This window comes from Streptomyces sp. NPDC053513 (assembly GCF_044544765.1).
In the GTDB taxonomy this organism is placed as follows: Bacteria; Actinomycetota; Actinomycetes; order Streptomycetales; family Streptomycetaceae; genus Streptomyces; species Streptomyces litmocidini.
The window spans coordinates 496241-512166 of the sequence record NZ_JBITXP010000003.1; the positions used below are offsets into that span (position 1 = coordinate 496241).

The following is a 15926-nucleotide window of genomic DNA, read 5'->3' on the forward strand; positions in this document are numbered from 1 at the left end:
AAGGGTAATCGCGGCCCCCGCGGGCCGCGATCACCGGTGGGCGCCGACCCGGGAACCGTCAGGCCGCCGCCGGGCCCCGCGTCACCGCCGCCAGCTCCGCCCGCAGGGCGGCGAAGGCCGGGTCGCCGCGCAGGGAGGCCACGTCCGTGCCCGGATCGCGGGGGAGGGGCACCGGCACCTCGGCGACCACGCGCCCGGGGCCGGCCGCCATCACCAGGACCCGGGAGCCGAGGAGGACGGCCTCCTCGGTGGAGTGCGTGACGAAGAGGACGGTCGTGCCGCTCGTGGCCGCCAGCCTGCGCACCTCCTCCTGGAGGCGTTCCCGGGTGAGCGCGTCCAGGGCGGCGAACGGCTCGTCCATCAGCAGGATCCGGGGCTCCACCGCCAGTGCCCGCGCGATCGCCACCCGCTGCCGCTGCCCGCCCGACAGCTCCCAGGTCCGCCGGCCCGCCATGCCGGACAGACCGACCAGGGACAGCAACTCCTCGATCCGCGCGGCCCGTGCGCGGCGGGCCACGCCGTGCCGCGCCAGGGCGAAGGCGAGGTTCCCGCCCACCGTGCGCCACGGGAACAGCCGCGGCTGCTGGAAGACGACGCCGACCTTCCGGCGCACCTCCACGGTGCCGGTCGCGGGCCGCTCGAACCCGGCCACCAGCCGCAGCAGCGTCGTCTTGCCGCAGCCCGACGGGCCGACCAGGACCACGAACTCGCCGGGGTCCACGGACAGGGTCACCCCGGAGACCGCGACGACGGGCGCCTTGGCGGAGCCGTACCGGACACCGACGTCCGCGAGCGCGATGTCGGTGCCACCGGCCCCGTCCCGGGCGGGAATCCCTGTCTCGGCGGGCGTTCCGGTCTCGGCGGGCGTCCGGGTCCCCTGGGCAAGGGCCCCGGTCCCGCTGGGCGTCCCGGTCTCAGCGGACGGCACGGTCGAGCTCCTTCACCGCGAGGGACTTCGCGAAGTCCGCCCGGCCGGGCACGGCGTCGACGGCCTTCTGCCCCTTGAGGAAGACGGCGGCGTCGTGGAGGTTCGCCGCGAGCCCGCCCGGCGCCCCCGGCCTGCCGAGGTACCGCGCGTCCTGCTGTTCCTCCGCGGTGAGCAGGACCAGCTCGGCGAGCTGCTTCCGGGCGTCCTCCGGGCCGATGCCGAGCTCGGCGCCGATGGAGGCGGCCGCCTTCGAGGGGTCGCTCTCGGCCAGCTTCACGGCCTGGTCCTCCGCCTTCACCCAGGCGTCGACGATCTCCGGGTGCGCGGCGGCGAACGCGTCGGTGACCACACCCAGGTCGGCGGTCGGCCTGCCCCGCTCCGCGATCGCCCGGCTGGTGACCAGCACCCTTCCGTCCTTCTTCAGCTCGGTCAGGCTCGGCGTCCACACGTAGGCGGCGTCGATGTCGCCGCGCTGCCAGGCCGCGAGCGCGTCCTGCGGCTGGAGGTCGACGAGCGTCACGTCCGAGGCCTTCAGCCCGGCCGACTCCAGCGCCACGAGCAGGGAGTAGTGGGAGGTCGAGCCGAAGGGAGTGGCGATCTTCCGGCTCTTGAGGGCGGCGACGGACGCGATGTCCTTCCTGGCGACGAGGGCCTCGTTGTCGCCGATCAGATCGTGGATCCAGAGCACCTTGTACGGGATGTGCAGCGGCGCCGAGAGCCCCTTGGTGACCGGGCTCGACCCCAGGAGTCCGAAGTCCACGGCCCCGGCGATCACGGCGGTGTTGACGTCGCCGCCCGAGTCGAACTTCACCCAGGACACCTCGGCGTCCGGCAGGGCCTTCTCCAGCAGTCCCTGGTTCTTCACGACCAGATCGGCGTTGGGGATGGCCTGGTAGGCGATGCGCACCCGGACCTTGCCGGCCTCGCCCTCCTCGCCGCCCGTTCCGCAGGCGGTGGTGGACAGGGCGAGGAGAAGGGCGGTGGCGGAGGCGGCGAGGACGGCGCCGCGACGGGACGAGGGCATGACGGTTCCTTCGGGGAGAACGGAAGAGGACCAGGTGGACGGGAAGGGGCTCAGGCGCGGCCGCGCCACGGCACGGCGGCTCGCTCCAGCCCCTTGAACAGCGCGTCGAGGACGATCCCGGAGAGGCCGATCGCGATGATGCCCGCGATGACGACGTCGGTCTGGTTGTAGCGCTGGGCGTCCCGGATCATGCCGCCGATCCCGGGGACGCCGTTGATGGTCTCGGCGGCGACGACCGAGGTGTACGCGATGCCGACTGCGATCCGTACGCCGGTGAGGATCTCCGGCAGGGCGGCGGGGAGCCGGATGGAGAACAGCAGCGCCACCGGCCCCGCGCCCAGCGCCCGCCCCGCCTCGACCAGATCGGCGGGGACGCCCCGTACGGCGGCCGCCGTGGCCGCCGCGACGGGCGGGAGGGCGGCGATCAGCAGCAGCCAGATCTTCGGGGACTCGTCGATGCCGAACCAGATGACCAGGAGCGAGAGGTACGCCAACGGGGGCAGCGTGCGCAGGAACGTGACGGCCGGCTCCAGGACCACGGCGAGCGGCTTCACCACGCCGATCAGCAGCCCCAGCGGGACGCCGACGAGCGCCGCGTAGCCCGTGCCGACGGCGATCCGGCGCAGGGAGACCGCGAGGTGCTCGACGAGCAGGTGGCCGCTGATGCCGCGCACCCCGTCGTGGACGGTCGACGCCCGCACGAAGGCCGCCCACACGTCGCCGGGGGACGGGACGAGGACCCGTGGCCAGACGCCCGCGGCGACCACGGCCTGCCAGGCGGCGAGGAGCACGGCGAGGGCGAGGAGCCGCAGCGCGGCCCAGCGCAGCGCCGCGACCCCGGCCCAGGCGCGGCGGACCGGGCGTACGGGGGAGGGGACCGCACGGGCGGCCTCCCCGGCCTCCTGCCCGGCGCCGCTCTTGGTGTCGCGCGGGGACCGGTCGTCCGTGGTGTCGAGAGCGGTGGTCATGCCGCCGCCCTCCCGGCCGCCGCCCCGGTCAGCGCACGCAGCCGGGGCGCCACCTCCTCGCCGACGCGGTAGGCCTCTTCGAGGTGCGGGTAGCCGGAGAGGACGAACTCGTCGATGCCGGCCCGTCCGTACTCGAAGAGCCGTCGCGCGACCTCGTCGTGCGAGCCGACGAGTGCCGTCCCCGCCCCCTCGCGCACGAGTCCGATGCCCGCCCACAGGTTGGGCGCGACGGTCAGGTTCTCGGCGGAACCGCCGTGCAGCGCGGTCATCCGGGCCTGCCCGGTGGAGTCCATACGGGCGAACCGTTCCTGCGAGGCGCGGACCGCCGCGGGGTCGAAGCCGGCCAGGATGCGGTCGGCCTCCTGCCAGGCCTCGGCCGAGGTGTCCCGGCTGATGACGTGGAGGCGGAGGCCGAAGCGCAGGGCGCGGCCCGCCCGCGCGGCCTTGGCCCGGACCCGGGCGACGCGTTCCGCGACGGCGGCCGGGGGCTCGCCCCAGAGCAGCTGCACCTCGGCGTGGCGCGCCGCGACCTCCTCGGCCTCGGGGGAGGCGCCGCCGAAGTACAGGGGCACGGGGGTCTCGACGGAGGGCGCCGTCAGGCGGGCCTCCCGCACCCGCACATGACGGCCTTCCAGCGTGACGGCCCCGCCGTCGAGCAACTCGCGGACCACGCCCATGAGCTCACCCGTCCTGACGTACCGCTCGTCCTTCGGGAGGTGGTCGCCGTACGCCTTCTGCTCGACGGGGTCGCCGCCGGTGACCACGTTCAGCGCGATGCGGTCGCCGAAGAGGCGCCGGAAGGTGTCCGCCTGCTGCGCGATCAGCGTGGGCTGGGCGAGGCCCGCGCGGAAGGCGACGAGGAAGCCGATCCGCTCCGTCACCGCGGCGACGGCCGACGTCAGGACCCACGGATCCACGCAGCCGAGCCCCACCGGGGTCAACAGCCTTGAGAATCCCGCCTGTTCGGCGGCGCGGGCCACCTGGGCCAGATAGCCGAGGTCGGCGCCGCGGCGGGTGGCTCCGGCGGAACGGCCCTGGACGGCGGTGACCCCGCCGGGGTCGCGGCCGTCGCCGCCGGTCGGCAGGAACCAGTGCAGGACGGGGGCGGTGGAAGGGGAAGAGGACATGCGGACGTACCTCGGGGAAGAACGGAGCGAGGACGGGTGCGCGCGGCACCGCGTCGGGCGCGGGACGTGAGGGGGGGCCTGTGGGTTCAGGCCCGGGAAGGCGGGCCCGTGAGCGTCAGGAGCGACGCGGACGGCCGGAGCCGTGGGCCGGGGCCCGACGGCGGGAGGAGGTGCGGAAAGCCGGGAGGGGACTCAGCGACAGACCGCGCGACAACAGGCCGTACGGCGACAGACCGCGTGACGACAGGTCGCGCGACAACAGGACTCGAACCGGCACGACGGCCCCGAGACACGCGGAAGATCCACGTGGTGGCGGGAGACGAGGGCGGGAGTCATGCGCGCATCCTTGCCCCGGCGCGGGCCGGCTCACAAGTCGCGTCCGCGATACGGACGTCGGCGTCTCGCCAGCCGGGACGCGGTATGGGCGGAGTGCCCGGTTCCACCGCAGGTGGAGGTGGCCGGGAGGGCGGCGGGGCCGCGACCCGTACGTGCCCCCGGGGCCGGTGGGTTGGCGAGAAACGATTGGCGATAATGAGGCCTCCTGCTTCTCACGAGTCACCCGAAGAGTCACCTGTGATCGACAGCACCACCCCGCTCCAGGCCGCGGATCCGGCCGCGATACGTGCCGAGCGGCGACGGCTCGTCGAGTCGGTCGCCGCCCATCGACGCCTCCTGACGGAACGCCGCCCGTTCGAGCTCGCGGACCGGCGACGACTGGACCGCGAGGCCGCGGAGCGTGCCCGCGCCCGGGCGCGCCACGGCAAGGCCCTGCAGCGCGTCCACGAGAAGCAGACCAGGGGCGAGCGGTCCCTCACCGGCCGGTTGAACGGCCTGGACGACAAGCGCGCGAGCCAGGAGCACCGGGCGCTCGCCGTCCTGCGCCGCGAAGCGATCGAACGGTCGCTGCGCGGCACGCGCCTGACGGCGAGCGAGGTGAACGGCATCGGCAGCGGGCTCGTCCGCGACCTCGCCGCGCAGGGCATCAGGACGGCCGCCGACTTCAAACGGGTCAGCTGGGGCAAGGCCCCCAACGGCCGCGGCGGAGAGGTGCTCTACATCCACCGCACCCAGGGCCGCAAGGTCCACGTCAACGGGATCGGCGAGCACCGCGGCAGGCCGCTGGTGGAGTGGCGGCGGAGCGCGGTCGCCCGGGCGGAGGCCCGTGCGCCGAAGGAACTGCCCCCGGACGAGCGGCACCGCATCGGGGAGATCATCGAGAACGAGCGGGTACGCCTCACGGCGGAACTCGCCGAGCTCCCCAAGGTCGCCGGGGCCGCCCGAGCCGAAGCCGAACAGCTCCACGCGGAGCGCCTGGCGACGCTGACCGGTGCCCAGCGCGAGGCGGGGGAGGAGGCCGCGCGGCGCAGGGCCGGGTTCGACGAGACGGCGGAGCGGCTGATCGGGCTCCGGGCCGAACTGGCCGCCCACGTCGAGCTGTACGGCGATCTCGGGTTCCGCGACCGCCGGGCACGCTCCCGGGCCCTCCGCCCGGTACCGGACGTACCGCCGGCGATCCCGGCTCCTCGCTCCCCGGAGCAGAGCTCTGAGGCGGGGCCGGAGCCGGAGCCGAAGTGGGGGCCGGAGCCGGAGTCGGGGCCGAAGGCGGGAGTGGACGCGGAGGCCGCCGAGCCCTCGTCGGCGTCCGGCGTCCGGGCGAGCCTCGGCTGGCTCGTACCGGTCGTCTTCTTCGGCGTGACGGCGGTGTTCGGCGCGGGCGAGACGGACGCGACACCGCTGTGGTGCGCCGTCGCGACCCGCCTGGTCTCCCTCGCCGTGACCGTGGAGCTGCTGCGGCTGTGGATCCCGCGCAGGAACTGGCGGACCGCGGACGCCATGCCGGGCGGCACCGGGTTCCTCGCGTCGGGCGCGTTCCTGGGGCTCGCGGCCGCCGGTATGTTCACGGACCCGCTGTACGCGGCCGACAGCGCCCCCTGGGCCCTGGCCGTCGTGGCCGCGCTCCTCGTCGTCGCGGGAGCGGTCCGGCGCAGGGGAGCCGGACCCGGCACCTCCGCGTGAGTCCCGAGGGCCTGAGACCCCGAGGCCCCGAGGTCCCGAGACCCCGGGGCCCTGAGTCCCGAGGCTCCTGGGGGCCTGAAGCCCTGAGGCTCCTGAGGGCCTGGGGTCCCTGAGGTCCCTGAGGTCCCGAGGCTGAGGTCCCGAGACCTCTGAGGTCCCTGCGGTTCCTGAAGTCCCCGAAGTCCCCGAAGTCCCTGGGGTCAGTCCTCTTCCGGAGTCCTCACGTCGAGGACCTCGCGCAGCGCGGCCACCGCGTGGGCCCGGTGCTCGTCCAGCCAGTGGACGGCGTTCTCCTCGTCGCCGCGGCGGAGCGAGGAGATCACGGCGCGGTGCTCCCGTACGGCCTGCTGCCGGTGCGGCGACTCGGCGTAGTACAGCGAGCGGTACGCGTCGGTGGCGTCCCACAGCGTCGTGACGAGGCGGACCAGGCGCGGCATCCCGGACGCCTCGATCAGGGTGAAGTGGAAGAGCCGGTTCGCCGCCGCCATCGCGGCCACGTCCCCTTCCTCGGCGGCCCGTTCCACCTCCCGCTGGATCCGTTCGAGCGTGCCGACCGTGCCGTCCGGCATCCTCCGGACGGCCCTGCGGACCGCCTCGGTCTCCAGGAGCTCGCGGATGCGGTAGATCTCCTCCAGGTCGTCCAGGGAGAGTTCGGCGACGAAGTAGCCCCGGTGGACGTGATGGACCACCAGGCCCTCGGCCTCCAGGGCCTTCAGGGCCTCCCGGAGCGGCACCCGGCTCACCTCGAACCGCGCCGCCAGGGCCTCCTGGCGGATCGGCCCGCCGGGCCTGAGCTCCCCGGTGGTGATGGCGCGCCGCAGCTCCTCCAGGACGAACTGCTGGGCGGTCTGCGGCCGCCGCTTCTGCACCGCGCTGCTCATCGCCTGTGACCCTCCGTTCCCTCACGTCGCCGCCGCTGGACCCCGCCACCGGCGGCGACCATCTTCCTACGCGCCGTCGTCCGCCGCCGATGCCCTGGGGACGACCCGTCCCAGCTCCGCCAGCACGTCCTCCGTGTGCTCGCCCAGGCGCGGGGGAGCGGTGCGGTAGGAGGGCGGAGTGGCGTCGAGCCGGATCGGGTGGGCGACCTGGCCGGGGCCGGCCGCGGACTCGGGGACGCGCGGCGCGAGCCCGAGCCGGTCGGCGAGGTCGAAGGCGGCCGCCAGGTCGTTGATCGGCCCGCAGGGCACGCCGGCCGCCGTGAGCTCCTCGAACCAGGCGTCGGCGGTACGGGTGCCGAGCGGGCCGGCCAGGGCCTCGACCAGCTCCTCCCGGTGGGCGACCCGGGCGGTGTTCGTCGCGAAACGGGGGTCCCCGGCGAGCTCCGGCAGACCGAGCCGCTCGCACAGCGCCCCGAACTGCCGGTCGTTGCCCACGGCGAGGACCAGCGGCCGGTCCCGCGCCTCGAACACCTCGTACGGGGCGATGCTCGGGTGCCTGTTGCCCATCGCGCGCGGCACGACCCCGGCCCCGAGGTGGGCGGCGGCCTGGTTGGTGAGCGCCGAGAGGAGGGAGCCGAGCAGGGAGACCTCGATCCGCTGGCCCTCGCCGGTGAGGTCCCGGTGGCGCAGGGCGGCGAGGACGCCGAGGCCGGCGTGGAGGCCGGTGATGACGTCGACCAGGGCGACCCCGGCCTTCGTGCCCGGCCCGCCCGGTTCCCCCGTCACGCTCATGAGGCCGCCCATGGCCTGGACGAGCAGGTCGTAGCCCGGCAGCCGGGCGCCCTCGGCGGCGCCGAAGCCGGTCACCGAGCAGTAGACGAGACCCGGGTTGCCCACGCGCAGCTCCTCGTACCCGAGGCCGAGCCTCTCCATCGTGCCGGGGCGGAAGTTCTCGACGAGGACGTCGGCGCGGTCCACGATCGCGCGCGCCGCGGCCAGGTCCTCTGGGTCCGTGAGGTCGAGCGAGACGGAACGCTTGTTCCGGTTGACGCCGAGGAAGTACGTGGCCTCTCCCGCGGCGAACGGCGGGCCCCACGCGCGCGTGTCGTCCCCCGAGCCCGGCCGCTCGATCTTGATCACGTCCGCGCCCAGGTCGGCGAGGAGCATCGTCATGTACGGCCCGGCGAGCACCCGGCCGAAATCGGCGACGACGATCCCGGACAGGGCGCCGCCCGTCGGGGGCGTCCCCGGTGCGTCCGGCTGGTCTGCGCGCATGCAGCTTCCCTCGCTCCCGCTGGAGAAACCGGAGGCCGGAGGAGGATCCGGGCAACCGGAGGCGGGATCCACGCGACGGGGGCGCGGATCCGACAACTGGACATCGGATCCAGGCGATTGAAGATTGGATCCAATCGGACCGTACGGCTCGGATGTGGGATTTTCAATACTGGATCCAATATCCGATCGGGGGCTACGCTTCGGCTCGCCGAGTTGCCACAGTCGTCAGGAGGCCGTCCGTGAAGTCGCCGTCCACCCCCGTCCACCCCTTCGACCTGCTCGCCGTCGACGGGCTCCTGACCGACGAGGAGCGGGAGATCCGCAACACCGTCCGGGCCATGGCCGACCGCGAGCTGCGGCCGCACGTCGCCGGCTGGTTCGAGAAGGGCGAGATCCCCGCCCGCGAGCTGGCCCGCACCCTCGGCGGCGTCGGCGTGCTCGGCATGCACCTGGAGGGCTACGGCTGCGCGGGCACCGACTCCGTCGCGTACGGCCTGGCCTGTCTGGAGCTGGAGGCCGTCGACTCCGGACTGCGCTCCCTCGTCTCCGTACAGGGCTCCCTCGCGATGTACGCGATCTGGAAGTACGGCTCCGAGGAGCAGAAGCAGCAGTGGCTGCCGAAGATGGCCGCCGGCGAGTACATCGGCTGCTTCGGGCTCACCGAGCCGGACGCCGGATCCGACCCCGGCGCCATGCGGACCAACGCCAAGCGGGACGGCTCCGACTGGGTGCTGAACGGCACCAAGATGTGGATCACCAACGGTTCGGTGGCCGACGTCGCCGTCGTCTGGGCGCGCACCGAGGACGGCGTCCGCGGCTTCCTCGTCCCGGCCGGCACCCCCGGCTTCAGCGCCCCCGAGATCAAGATGAAGCTCTCGCTGCGCGCGAGCGTCACCAGCGAACTCGTCCTCCAGGACGTGCGGCTGCCCGCCGACGCCGTGCTGCCGGAGGCCCGCGGCCTCTCCGGCCCCCTCGGCTGCCTCAACGAGGCCCGCTTCGGCATCGTCTTCGGCGCGCTCGGCGCCGCCCGCGACTGCCTGGAGACGGCGATCTCCTACGCCAGGGACCGGGTGGTCTTCGCCCGCTCCCTCGCCTCCTACCAGCTGACGCAGCAGAAGCTCGCCGACATGTCGGTCGAGCTCGGCAAGGGCATGCTCCTCGCCCTCCACCTCGGCCGCCTCAAGGACGCGGGCGCCCTCACCCCCGAGCAGGTCAGCGTGGGCAAGCTGAACAACGTCCGCGAGGCGATCGCGATCGCCCGCGAGTGCCGCACGATCCTGGGCGCCAACGGCATCACCCTCGAATACCCGGTGCTGCGCCACGCCAACAACCTGGAGTCGGTGCTCACCTACGAGGGCACGAGCGAGGTCCACTCGCTGGTCATCGGCAAGGCGCTGACCGGCGAGCAGGCCTTCCGCTGAGCCACCGGGACACCGTCCCGGCCCCTCAGCCCGCCGTCACCCGCTCCAGGAACGCGTCCAGGTTGCCCGTCAGACGGGCGACCTGCTCGTCGAGGTCGAGGGACTCCTCGTGGCGCCGGTGGCGCAGCTTCGGCTGCCGCTTCCCCCGGACGTAGAGGGAGCAGGCGAGGTCGGCGCAGAGATAGATCCCGACCGTGTTCCCCTCGCGGCCGCGGCTGCCGGCCAGCGGCGCCACCAGGAGCGTGACGCCCGAGGAGGCGTGCGCGGTCAGACAGACCTGGCACATGCTCGACTTCACGGCGCTGGTCCGCCCGACGGCGGGGACCCTCAGGGTCACGCCGAGCGGCCCGTCCTCGCGCGGTACGACCAGGTGCGCCCGCAGGGGCGCGCCCGGGTCGACCCAGCCGAGGAAGTCCAGGTCCTCCCAGGGGAGTTCGGCGAAGTCGAGGGGGAGCTTGAGTCGCGCCGCCTCGCCCTTGGTGCAGTTCACGAAGGACGAGCGGATCTCTTTGTCGGTCAGCGGTTCCACTCGGTGGACCGTACACGCACCGCCCGGAACGGGCATCCGAATATGAGGCCCGCCGGTGCGCCGCCCGCCCGGCCCTCAGGCCACCCAGTCCGGCAGCGCCGGATCGGCGAAGCGCCCCGGGGCGCCGTCCAGGGCCGCCGCGAGCCGCTCCGCCGCCGGTTCGTACACCTCCACGGGCAGCGTGAACGGGATCCGCAGCCGGTGCTCGTGCGTGCCCGGGTCCACCCCGAACCGGGCACCGCCCTCCACCCGCACCCCGTGCCGCAGGGCCCGGGACGCCAGGGAGGACGCCACCGGTCGGCCCAGGTCGATCCAGAGGCACATCCCGCCCGGCGGCACCGCCCACCGCCACTCCGGCACGTGGCGGGCCAGCGCGTCGGCCAGCGCGGCCCGGCGCAGCCGCAGCTCGTCGAGGCGCCGCGGCAGGATCACGTCGAGGCGGCCCATCAGGGCGACGGCCACCAGCTGGTCCAGCACGGAGCCGGCCAGGTCCGCCGTGATCCGCACCCGGGCCAGCTCGGTCACGACCCGGGACGCGGCCCGCACCCAGCCGACCCGCAGCCCGCCCCAGCAGCTCTTGCTCAGCGAGCCGACGGACACGATCTGCTCGCCGTCGCCCCCACCGGCCGCCGCCGCGAACGGCACCGGCGCGGGCACGTCCAGGGCCATGTCCGTCAGCGTCTCGTCGACCACCAGCCAGGTCCCGGTGGCCCGCGCGGACCGCGCGAGCTCCCGGCGCTGCTCCGCCGGCATGAGCCAGCCGGTCGGATTGTGGAAGTCCGGGATCAGATAGGCCAGACGCGGCGCGGTCTGCCGGAGCGCCGCGTCGACGAGCCCGGTGTCCCACCCGGCCTCGGTCACCGGCACCGGGGTGACGCGGAGCATGCGCCCCCGCATCGCGTCGAGGGCGTTGGCGTACGAGGGGTTCTCGGCGAGCACCCGGTCACCGGCCCGGCCGAGCAGCGCGAGCACCAGCGAGACGGCCTGCTGGGCGCCCGTGGTGACGAGGATCTGGTCCGGAAGGGTCGGCAGGCCCCGGGCCGTGTAGCGCTCGGCGATCGCGGCGCGCAGGGCGGGCAGTCCGTACGGGTGGTAGCCCTGCGACCCGGCGTAGCGGGGCAGCTCGGCGGCGGCTTCCGCCAGCGCGGCGGACAGCTCGGCCTCCGGGGCGGGGGGCGCGGCGAGGGCGAGGTCGACGATCGCTCCGGCGTCGTCCTGGAAGGCCCCCAGAACGGTGGGCGCCTGCCCGTCCGGCAGCGCGGTCCACGTACCCGCGCCGCGCCGGCTGTGCGCGTAACCGCTCTCCCGCAGCAGGTCGTACGCCCCCGTCACGGTGGTCCGGCTCACCCTGAGCACCGCGGCGAGCTCGCGCTCGGCCGGCAGCCGCAGGCGCAGCGCCACCCGGCCGTCGAGCAGTGCCTCCCGCACGGCCCGCGCGAGCTCCCGGTACCCGAACCGGCCCTCCGGGGGAGGGGTGAGGAGCGAGGCGAGCTGGCGGCCCGTCAGGGTTCGGTCCGCAGTGTGGACCACGCGTGCCACTGCCATGCCAATCACTCCTCATTGGCTCTGCTGTCCGGGCCAATAAGGTTACAGACTCCCTTCCGACGCTCCCAGTGGACTGGAAGGAGACCACCGATGTCCGGACACTTCACCGACCGGGACGAGCGGATGTGGCAGCGGCGCGCGGAGGAGCGCCCGGCCCGCCCCCTGCGGCTCGCCGCCTGGCTCCACCGCCTGCGCCCCACCACGCGGCGACCCCCCACCTGACCACCGGCCACCCGACCGGACCGACGCCCCCCGGGGTTGCGGGCCGCGCCCGGCGGAGCGCCGCCCCCTCCGCACGGGCCACGTCCTGCGGAGCGGTGCCCCCTCCGCTCGACTGGGCGGTGCCCTCCCGCCACTCCCGTGTGGGCCCGCGCCCGCCGGGACGGCGCCCCCGCCTTGCCCGTGCGGGCTGCGCCCGCGCCCTGCGGGGCGGTACCCCCGCCCGTGTGGGGTCCGCGCCCGCCGGGGCGGCTCCCACCCGCCGTGTGGGCAGTCGTCCCGCTGGGGCGGGACGGGTGGGCACACGGGACGGCGCCCTGAGCGGCGCCTCCGCGTTCCGCGCCTGGACCCGCACCACCAGCGGCGGTGCACACGGGGTGCGGGTTCAGGCGCATGAGCCTCTGGCGCCGGCAGGGCGCGGGTCCGTTGTGCCCACCCGTTCCGCCCCAGCGGAACGACTGCCCACAACGGGGGCGCGGGGGCGGGCACCGCCCCGCGGGCGCAGGTCACAACGGCGGGGGCGCCGCTCCGCGGGCGCGGGGTGGGCACCGCACGGCGGGGGCGCCGCCCCGCGGGTGCAGGCCGCAGCCCGCGACCCGGTGGGACGTTCAGGCGATGGGGGGCCGTTCGGAGCTCAGGAGCGGGGTCGACGGGGTTCCCCACCGTGAGGAGGACAGCGGCGAGCCCGCTCCCGCCGACTGGCTCGTGAGCCCCGCCGAACTGTCGGACGCCGGCGCCGGCGCCGACTCCGGACTCGACGACTCCGTCGACGGCGTCGAGTCGCTCGGACCGGAGGAGGAAGAGGAAGAGGAGGAGTCGGACGGCGGCGGCGACGAGGAGGAGGACGAGGACGTCGACTCCGAGGGCGAGAGCGTCGAAGGACACGGCGACGGCGTGACCCCGTTGCGCGGCGTCGGCGTCTCCGTGCCCGTCACCGTCACGCAGGGCACCGGCGACAGCGGGGAGGCCGACGGCGAAGTGGACAGGGAGGTCGAGGGGGACGCCGACGGGGAGACCGGGGCCGGCGGGGGAGGCGGCGTCGTCGGCTTGTCGTGCTCGCCGGTATCGCCGTGCTTCCGCGCGAACCAGCCGTCGTCCTGGGGGTCGTACACCACGAAGACGTTCACGACCGTCACCGAGGGCGCCACCACGACGACCTGCTGGGAGCTGTACCCCTGCCAGGGGGTGCCGGTCGTGCGGGGTGCCTTCTGCGCCACGGGGCCGGTCAGCGGATTGCCGCAGGCGCAGCGGACCCGGGGCACGCCGTGGCCGTCGACCATGACCGCCGTGCCGGCCTGGAGCACCGACTGGTAGGCGGTGGCGGCGCCGTTCCGGAAGCCGTGGTTGGTCACCCGGGTGTCGATCCGGAGCTGAAGCGGGGTCAGGGAGCGGAGATACGCCGGCACGCCGTTGGCCGGGACGCCGACGACCGAGGCGAAGGCGGCGTTCTTCGCGGGTTCGGCGGACAGGTAGCGGATCTGCTGCTCGACGTCGCAGCTGGGGACCGACCGCGTCCCGCCGTAGAGGCCGGGCGTCGCCCCCGACATCTGGGGCACGGCCGAGGCGGTACGGGGCGGCAGCGAGGCCGGTGGGGCGGAACCGCCGCCGTCGGTGCGGGCCGTCGACTTGGTGAAGGGGTCCGGGCCGGTCGCGGCGGCGTTCTGCAGGAAGACCTCGCCGCCGGACCCCGCCGTGTCGCCCTTGTCGCCGGGGCGGTTGGTGAGGACGACCGCGAGCGCCGCGGCCGCCACGAGCGCGGCGGTGACCGAGGCGACCTTCGGGACGGAGCGCCACCAGGGGCCGCCGCCTCCCGAGCTTCCGGCACGGGACGAACCGCCGCCCGACGGTCCCCCGCCCCCGCTTCCCGCCCCGCCGCCGCCCGATGGGCCGCCGCCACCGGACGGACCCCCGTCGCCCGACGAACCGCCACCACCGCCCCGGCCACCCCCCGAACCGTCGTGGGGCGGTCCGGGTGGCGGCGGGGGACCGGCGCTTCCCGGGCGGGTGCTCGGGCCCGAGAGGGGGCCCGAGGGGGGACCTGAGGGGGGAACCGACGGAGGGCCGGACGGCGGGTGGGAAGTCACTTTTTTCCCTTTCTTCCGTTCCGCGCCCATTGTGTGCGCCGAACGGTGCCCGCCCGCAAGCGGAAGCCCTTCCGCCCACAAGCGGACCTCCGGCCCCGGTACTAGCGTGGGCAGGGTGACGAGCAGTCGGCTCCCCACCTCCGCGCGGCCGTCCGCGCCTCCGGCCGGGCTCTACGCCCGTGCCGTCCTCCAGGCCCTGGCCGCCGTGGTCGCCGGGTTCGTCGCGATGGGCGTCGTCGCCGGGCTCGGACTGTGGGCCGCGGGCGCCGCCGATCTCCCCGGTGGCTTCACCGCCGTCCTCGCCGCGGTCGTCGTCATGGCCTCGGGCGGCAAGGTGGAACTCTCCGGCGACGCGGGCGCCCTCGCCGGCACCCAGGCCGAACTGACCGCCATGCCGCTCACCGTCACCCTGGTGGGCGCACTGGTCACGGGTTTCTGCTTCCTGCGTCCCCTGCGCCACCACGCGGTGACCAGTGCCCGTGAACTCCTGCTCCGCGCGGCGAGTGTCGTCGTGCTCTGGCTGGCCGCGCTCGCGGGGATCTCGGCCCTCGCCCGCCACGACTTCCCCCTCACCCTCGGCGGCGGCAACGCCCAGGACCCCCTCATGGACCTCTTCGGCGACCTCCTGGACGCCGTGAACCCCACCGTGGGCTTCCGCACCGACGTCGGCACCACGCTCTTCTACGGGCTGCTGTGGATCCTCGGAGTGCTCGCCATCGCGCTCCTCGTCTCCCGCAGGACCCCGCTGCCGCCCCGGCTCGTCCGCTACCACGAACCCGTCCGGCCCGCGGCCTTCGCGATGCTCCTGCTGCTCCTCGCGTACGTCGTCGTCGGCCTGGTCATCGGGATCGTCGTCGCGGCGACCAAGGGCCACGCCGCGGAGACCCTCGCCGTCCTCCTCCTGGGCCTGCCCAACGTCACCTGGCTCGCGCTCGGCGTGGGCATCGGCGGCTCCTGGCAGGGAAAGGCGGAAGGCCCCTTCGGCCTGCCCATGCCACAGGTCCTCGACGCCGTCCTGCGGGGCAACGGCGACAGCCCCGACCTCTCGACCGTCGACCTGTCCTCCCTCGCCGCCCAGGACGCGCGCGCGTGGTGGCTGCTGCCCATCGCCGCCGTCCTGGTGCTGGCCGTGGCCTTCCTGGCGGCCGTCCGCTCCCCGGCCCGGGTCAAGCTCTGGCAGCACGCCCTGCACCTGGGCATCGCCTTCGCGCTCACCATGCTGGTCGCGGCACCGGTCACCCTGGTCGAGGCCCACTTCGGCCTCTCCGTCCTCGGCATCGGCGACCTCTCCTCGCTCGGCGGCGAGGTCGTGCTCCGCCCGGACGTCTGGAAGACGGCCGGCTTCGGACTCCTCTGGGGCCTGGCCTTCGGCCTCCTCGGCGGCCTCCTCGCGACCCGGGTCCGCCGCAAGGGTGAGGTCGACCAGGAGACATAGAGCCAGGACGCGCGGCCCCGGACAGAGCGTGTCGGTCTCCGCGCGCGCCGTGCTCGGCGAGGTCCGCCGCGGTCGGGACCGGGTCGGGTTCGCGGACCGCCCGGCGGACGGCGAGCCGGGCACCGGGCAGCGGCGCGGTCACCCCCGAGAACGAAGTCCCGTACCACCCCGAGCCCCGCCGCGGACGCGCCGCCGGGGCGGTGCCCTCCGCGCCCCTGCCATGGGCGCGCCCCCGCCGGGCGGCGCCCCGCCCACCCTATTGCGGGCTGCGCCCGCGGGGCGGTGCCCGCCCCGCGCCCCCGCTGCGGGCTGCGCCCACTGGGGCGGTGCCCCCGCCCACCCCCGTCGTGGGCTGCGCCCGCTGATGTGGTGCCCCCGACCACCCCGTTGTGGGCAATCGTTCCGCTGGGGCGGAACGGGTGGGCACAACGGACCCGCGCCCTGCCGGCGCCCGAGGCTGCTGTGCCTGGACCC

General features: G+C 75.0%; 12 protein-coding genes and 1 pseudogene. 4 read left to right on the plus strand and 9 right to left on the minus strand.

The features are described 5' to 3' along the window. Window positions 1-58: 58 nt before the first annotated feature. From ACIGW4_RS07810 to ACIGW4_RS07825, 4 genes are all read right to left on the minus strand, one after another. Complete coding sequence (locus ACIGW4_RS07810; protein ID WP_399579126.1) at window positions 59-832, minus strand: ABC transporter ATP-binding protein; 774 nt, start codon at window positions 830-832, stop codon at window positions 59-61. 82 nt (window positions 833-914) lie between these two features. Beyond that, window positions 915-1952, minus strand: coding sequence for a glycine betaine ABC transporter substrate-binding protein (locus ACIGW4_RS07815; RefSeq protein ID WP_399579073.1), 1038 nt, complete (start codon window positions 1950-1952; stop codon window positions 915-917). A gap of 50 nt (window positions 1953-2002) precedes the next feature. After that, a complete protein-coding gene (locus tag ACIGW4_RS07820; protein ID WP_398713812.1) occupies window positions 2003-2920 on the minus strand; it encodes an ABC transporter permease in 918 nt (305 codons plus the stop codon). Beyond that, on the minus strand, window positions 2917-4047 hold the full coding sequence (locus ACIGW4_RS07825; protein ID WP_398713814.1) for an LLM class flavin-dependent oxidoreductase: 1131 nt from the start codon (window positions 4045-4047) through the stop codon (window positions 2917-2919). Before ACIGW4_RS07825 ends, ACIGW4_RS07820 begins: the two co-directional genes overlap by 4 nt. Window positions 4048-4620: 573 nt before the next feature. Between ACIGW4_RS07825 and ACIGW4_RS07830 the strand changes: the two genes are divergently transcribed. Beyond that, complete coding sequence (locus ACIGW4_RS07830; RefSeq protein WP_398713816.1) at window positions 4621-6063, plus strand: hypothetical protein; 1443 nt, start codon at window positions 4621-4623, stop codon at window positions 6061-6063. 200 nt (window positions 6064-6263) lie between these two features. Here ACIGW4_RS07830 and ACIGW4_RS07835 read toward each other — a convergent pair whose 3' ends face one another. Together ACIGW4_RS07835 and ACIGW4_RS07840 are read right to left on the minus strand one after the other, a co-directional pair. Further along, window positions 6264-6944: a GntR family transcriptional regulator gene (locus ACIGW4_RS07835; protein WP_123458455.1), complete on the minus strand. Its 681-nt coding sequence runs from the start codon at window positions 6942-6944 to the stop codon at window positions 6264-6266. Between the two features lie 66 nt (window positions 6945-7010). Next, window positions 7011-8219 carry a CaiB/BaiF CoA transferase family protein gene (locus ACIGW4_RS07840; RefSeq protein ID WP_399579079.1) on the minus strand — a complete coding sequence of 403 codons (1209 nt, stop codon included), beginning with the start codon at window positions 8217-8219 and terminating at the stop codon, window positions 7011-7013. A gap of 239 nt (window positions 8220-8458) precedes the next feature. Between ACIGW4_RS07840 and ACIGW4_RS07845 the strand changes: the two genes are divergently transcribed. Beyond that, window positions 8459-9640 (plus strand): acyl-CoA dehydrogenase family protein, encoded by a 1182-nt coding sequence (locus ACIGW4_RS07845; RefSeq protein ID WP_399579082.1) that lies wholly within the window; start codon window positions 8459-8461, stop codon window positions 9638-9640. A gap of 25 nt (window positions 9641-9665) precedes the next feature. Here ACIGW4_RS07845 and ACIGW4_RS07850 read toward each other — a convergent pair whose 3' ends face one another. Further along, a complete protein-coding gene (locus tag ACIGW4_RS07850) occupies window positions 9666-10169 on the minus strand; it encodes an FBP domain-containing protein (RefSeq protein WP_123458452.1) in 504 nt (167 codons plus the stop codon). 75 nt (window positions 10170-10244) lie between these two features. Further along, the gene (locus ACIGW4_RS07855) at window positions 10245-11714 is read right to left on the minus strand and encodes a PLP-dependent aminotransferase family protein (RefSeq protein WP_399579084.1); all 1470 of its coding nucleotides are present in this window, start codon (window positions 11712-11714) and stop codon (window positions 10245-10247) included. 90 nt (window positions 11715-11804) lie between these two features. On the opposite strand from ACIGW4_RS07855, the gene ACIGW4_RS07860 reads away from it, so the two are divergent. Continuing rightward, window positions 11805-11936, plus strand: a complete 132-nt coding sequence (locus tag ACIGW4_RS07860; protein ID WP_260174788.1) for a hypothetical protein — start codon at window positions 11805-11807, stop codon at window positions 11934-11936. A 713-nt stretch (window positions 11937-12649) separates the two neighbouring features. On the opposite strand, the pseudogene ACIGW4_RS07865 reads toward ACIGW4_RS07860, so the two are convergent. Further along, window positions 12650-14047 (minus strand): annotated as a pseudogene (locus ACIGW4_RS07865) (DUF6777 domain-containing protein); the annotation flags it as partial. An 85-nt stretch (window positions 14048-14132) separates the two neighbouring features. Between ACIGW4_RS07865 and ACIGW4_RS07870 the strand changes: the two are divergent. Further along, window positions 14133-15452 carry a streptophobe family protein gene (locus tag ACIGW4_RS07870; protein WP_398713826.1) on the plus strand — a complete coding sequence of 440 codons (1320 nt, stop codon included), beginning with the start codon at window positions 14133-14135 and terminating at the stop codon, window positions 15450-15452. Window positions 15453-15926: the final 474 nt, after the last annotated feature.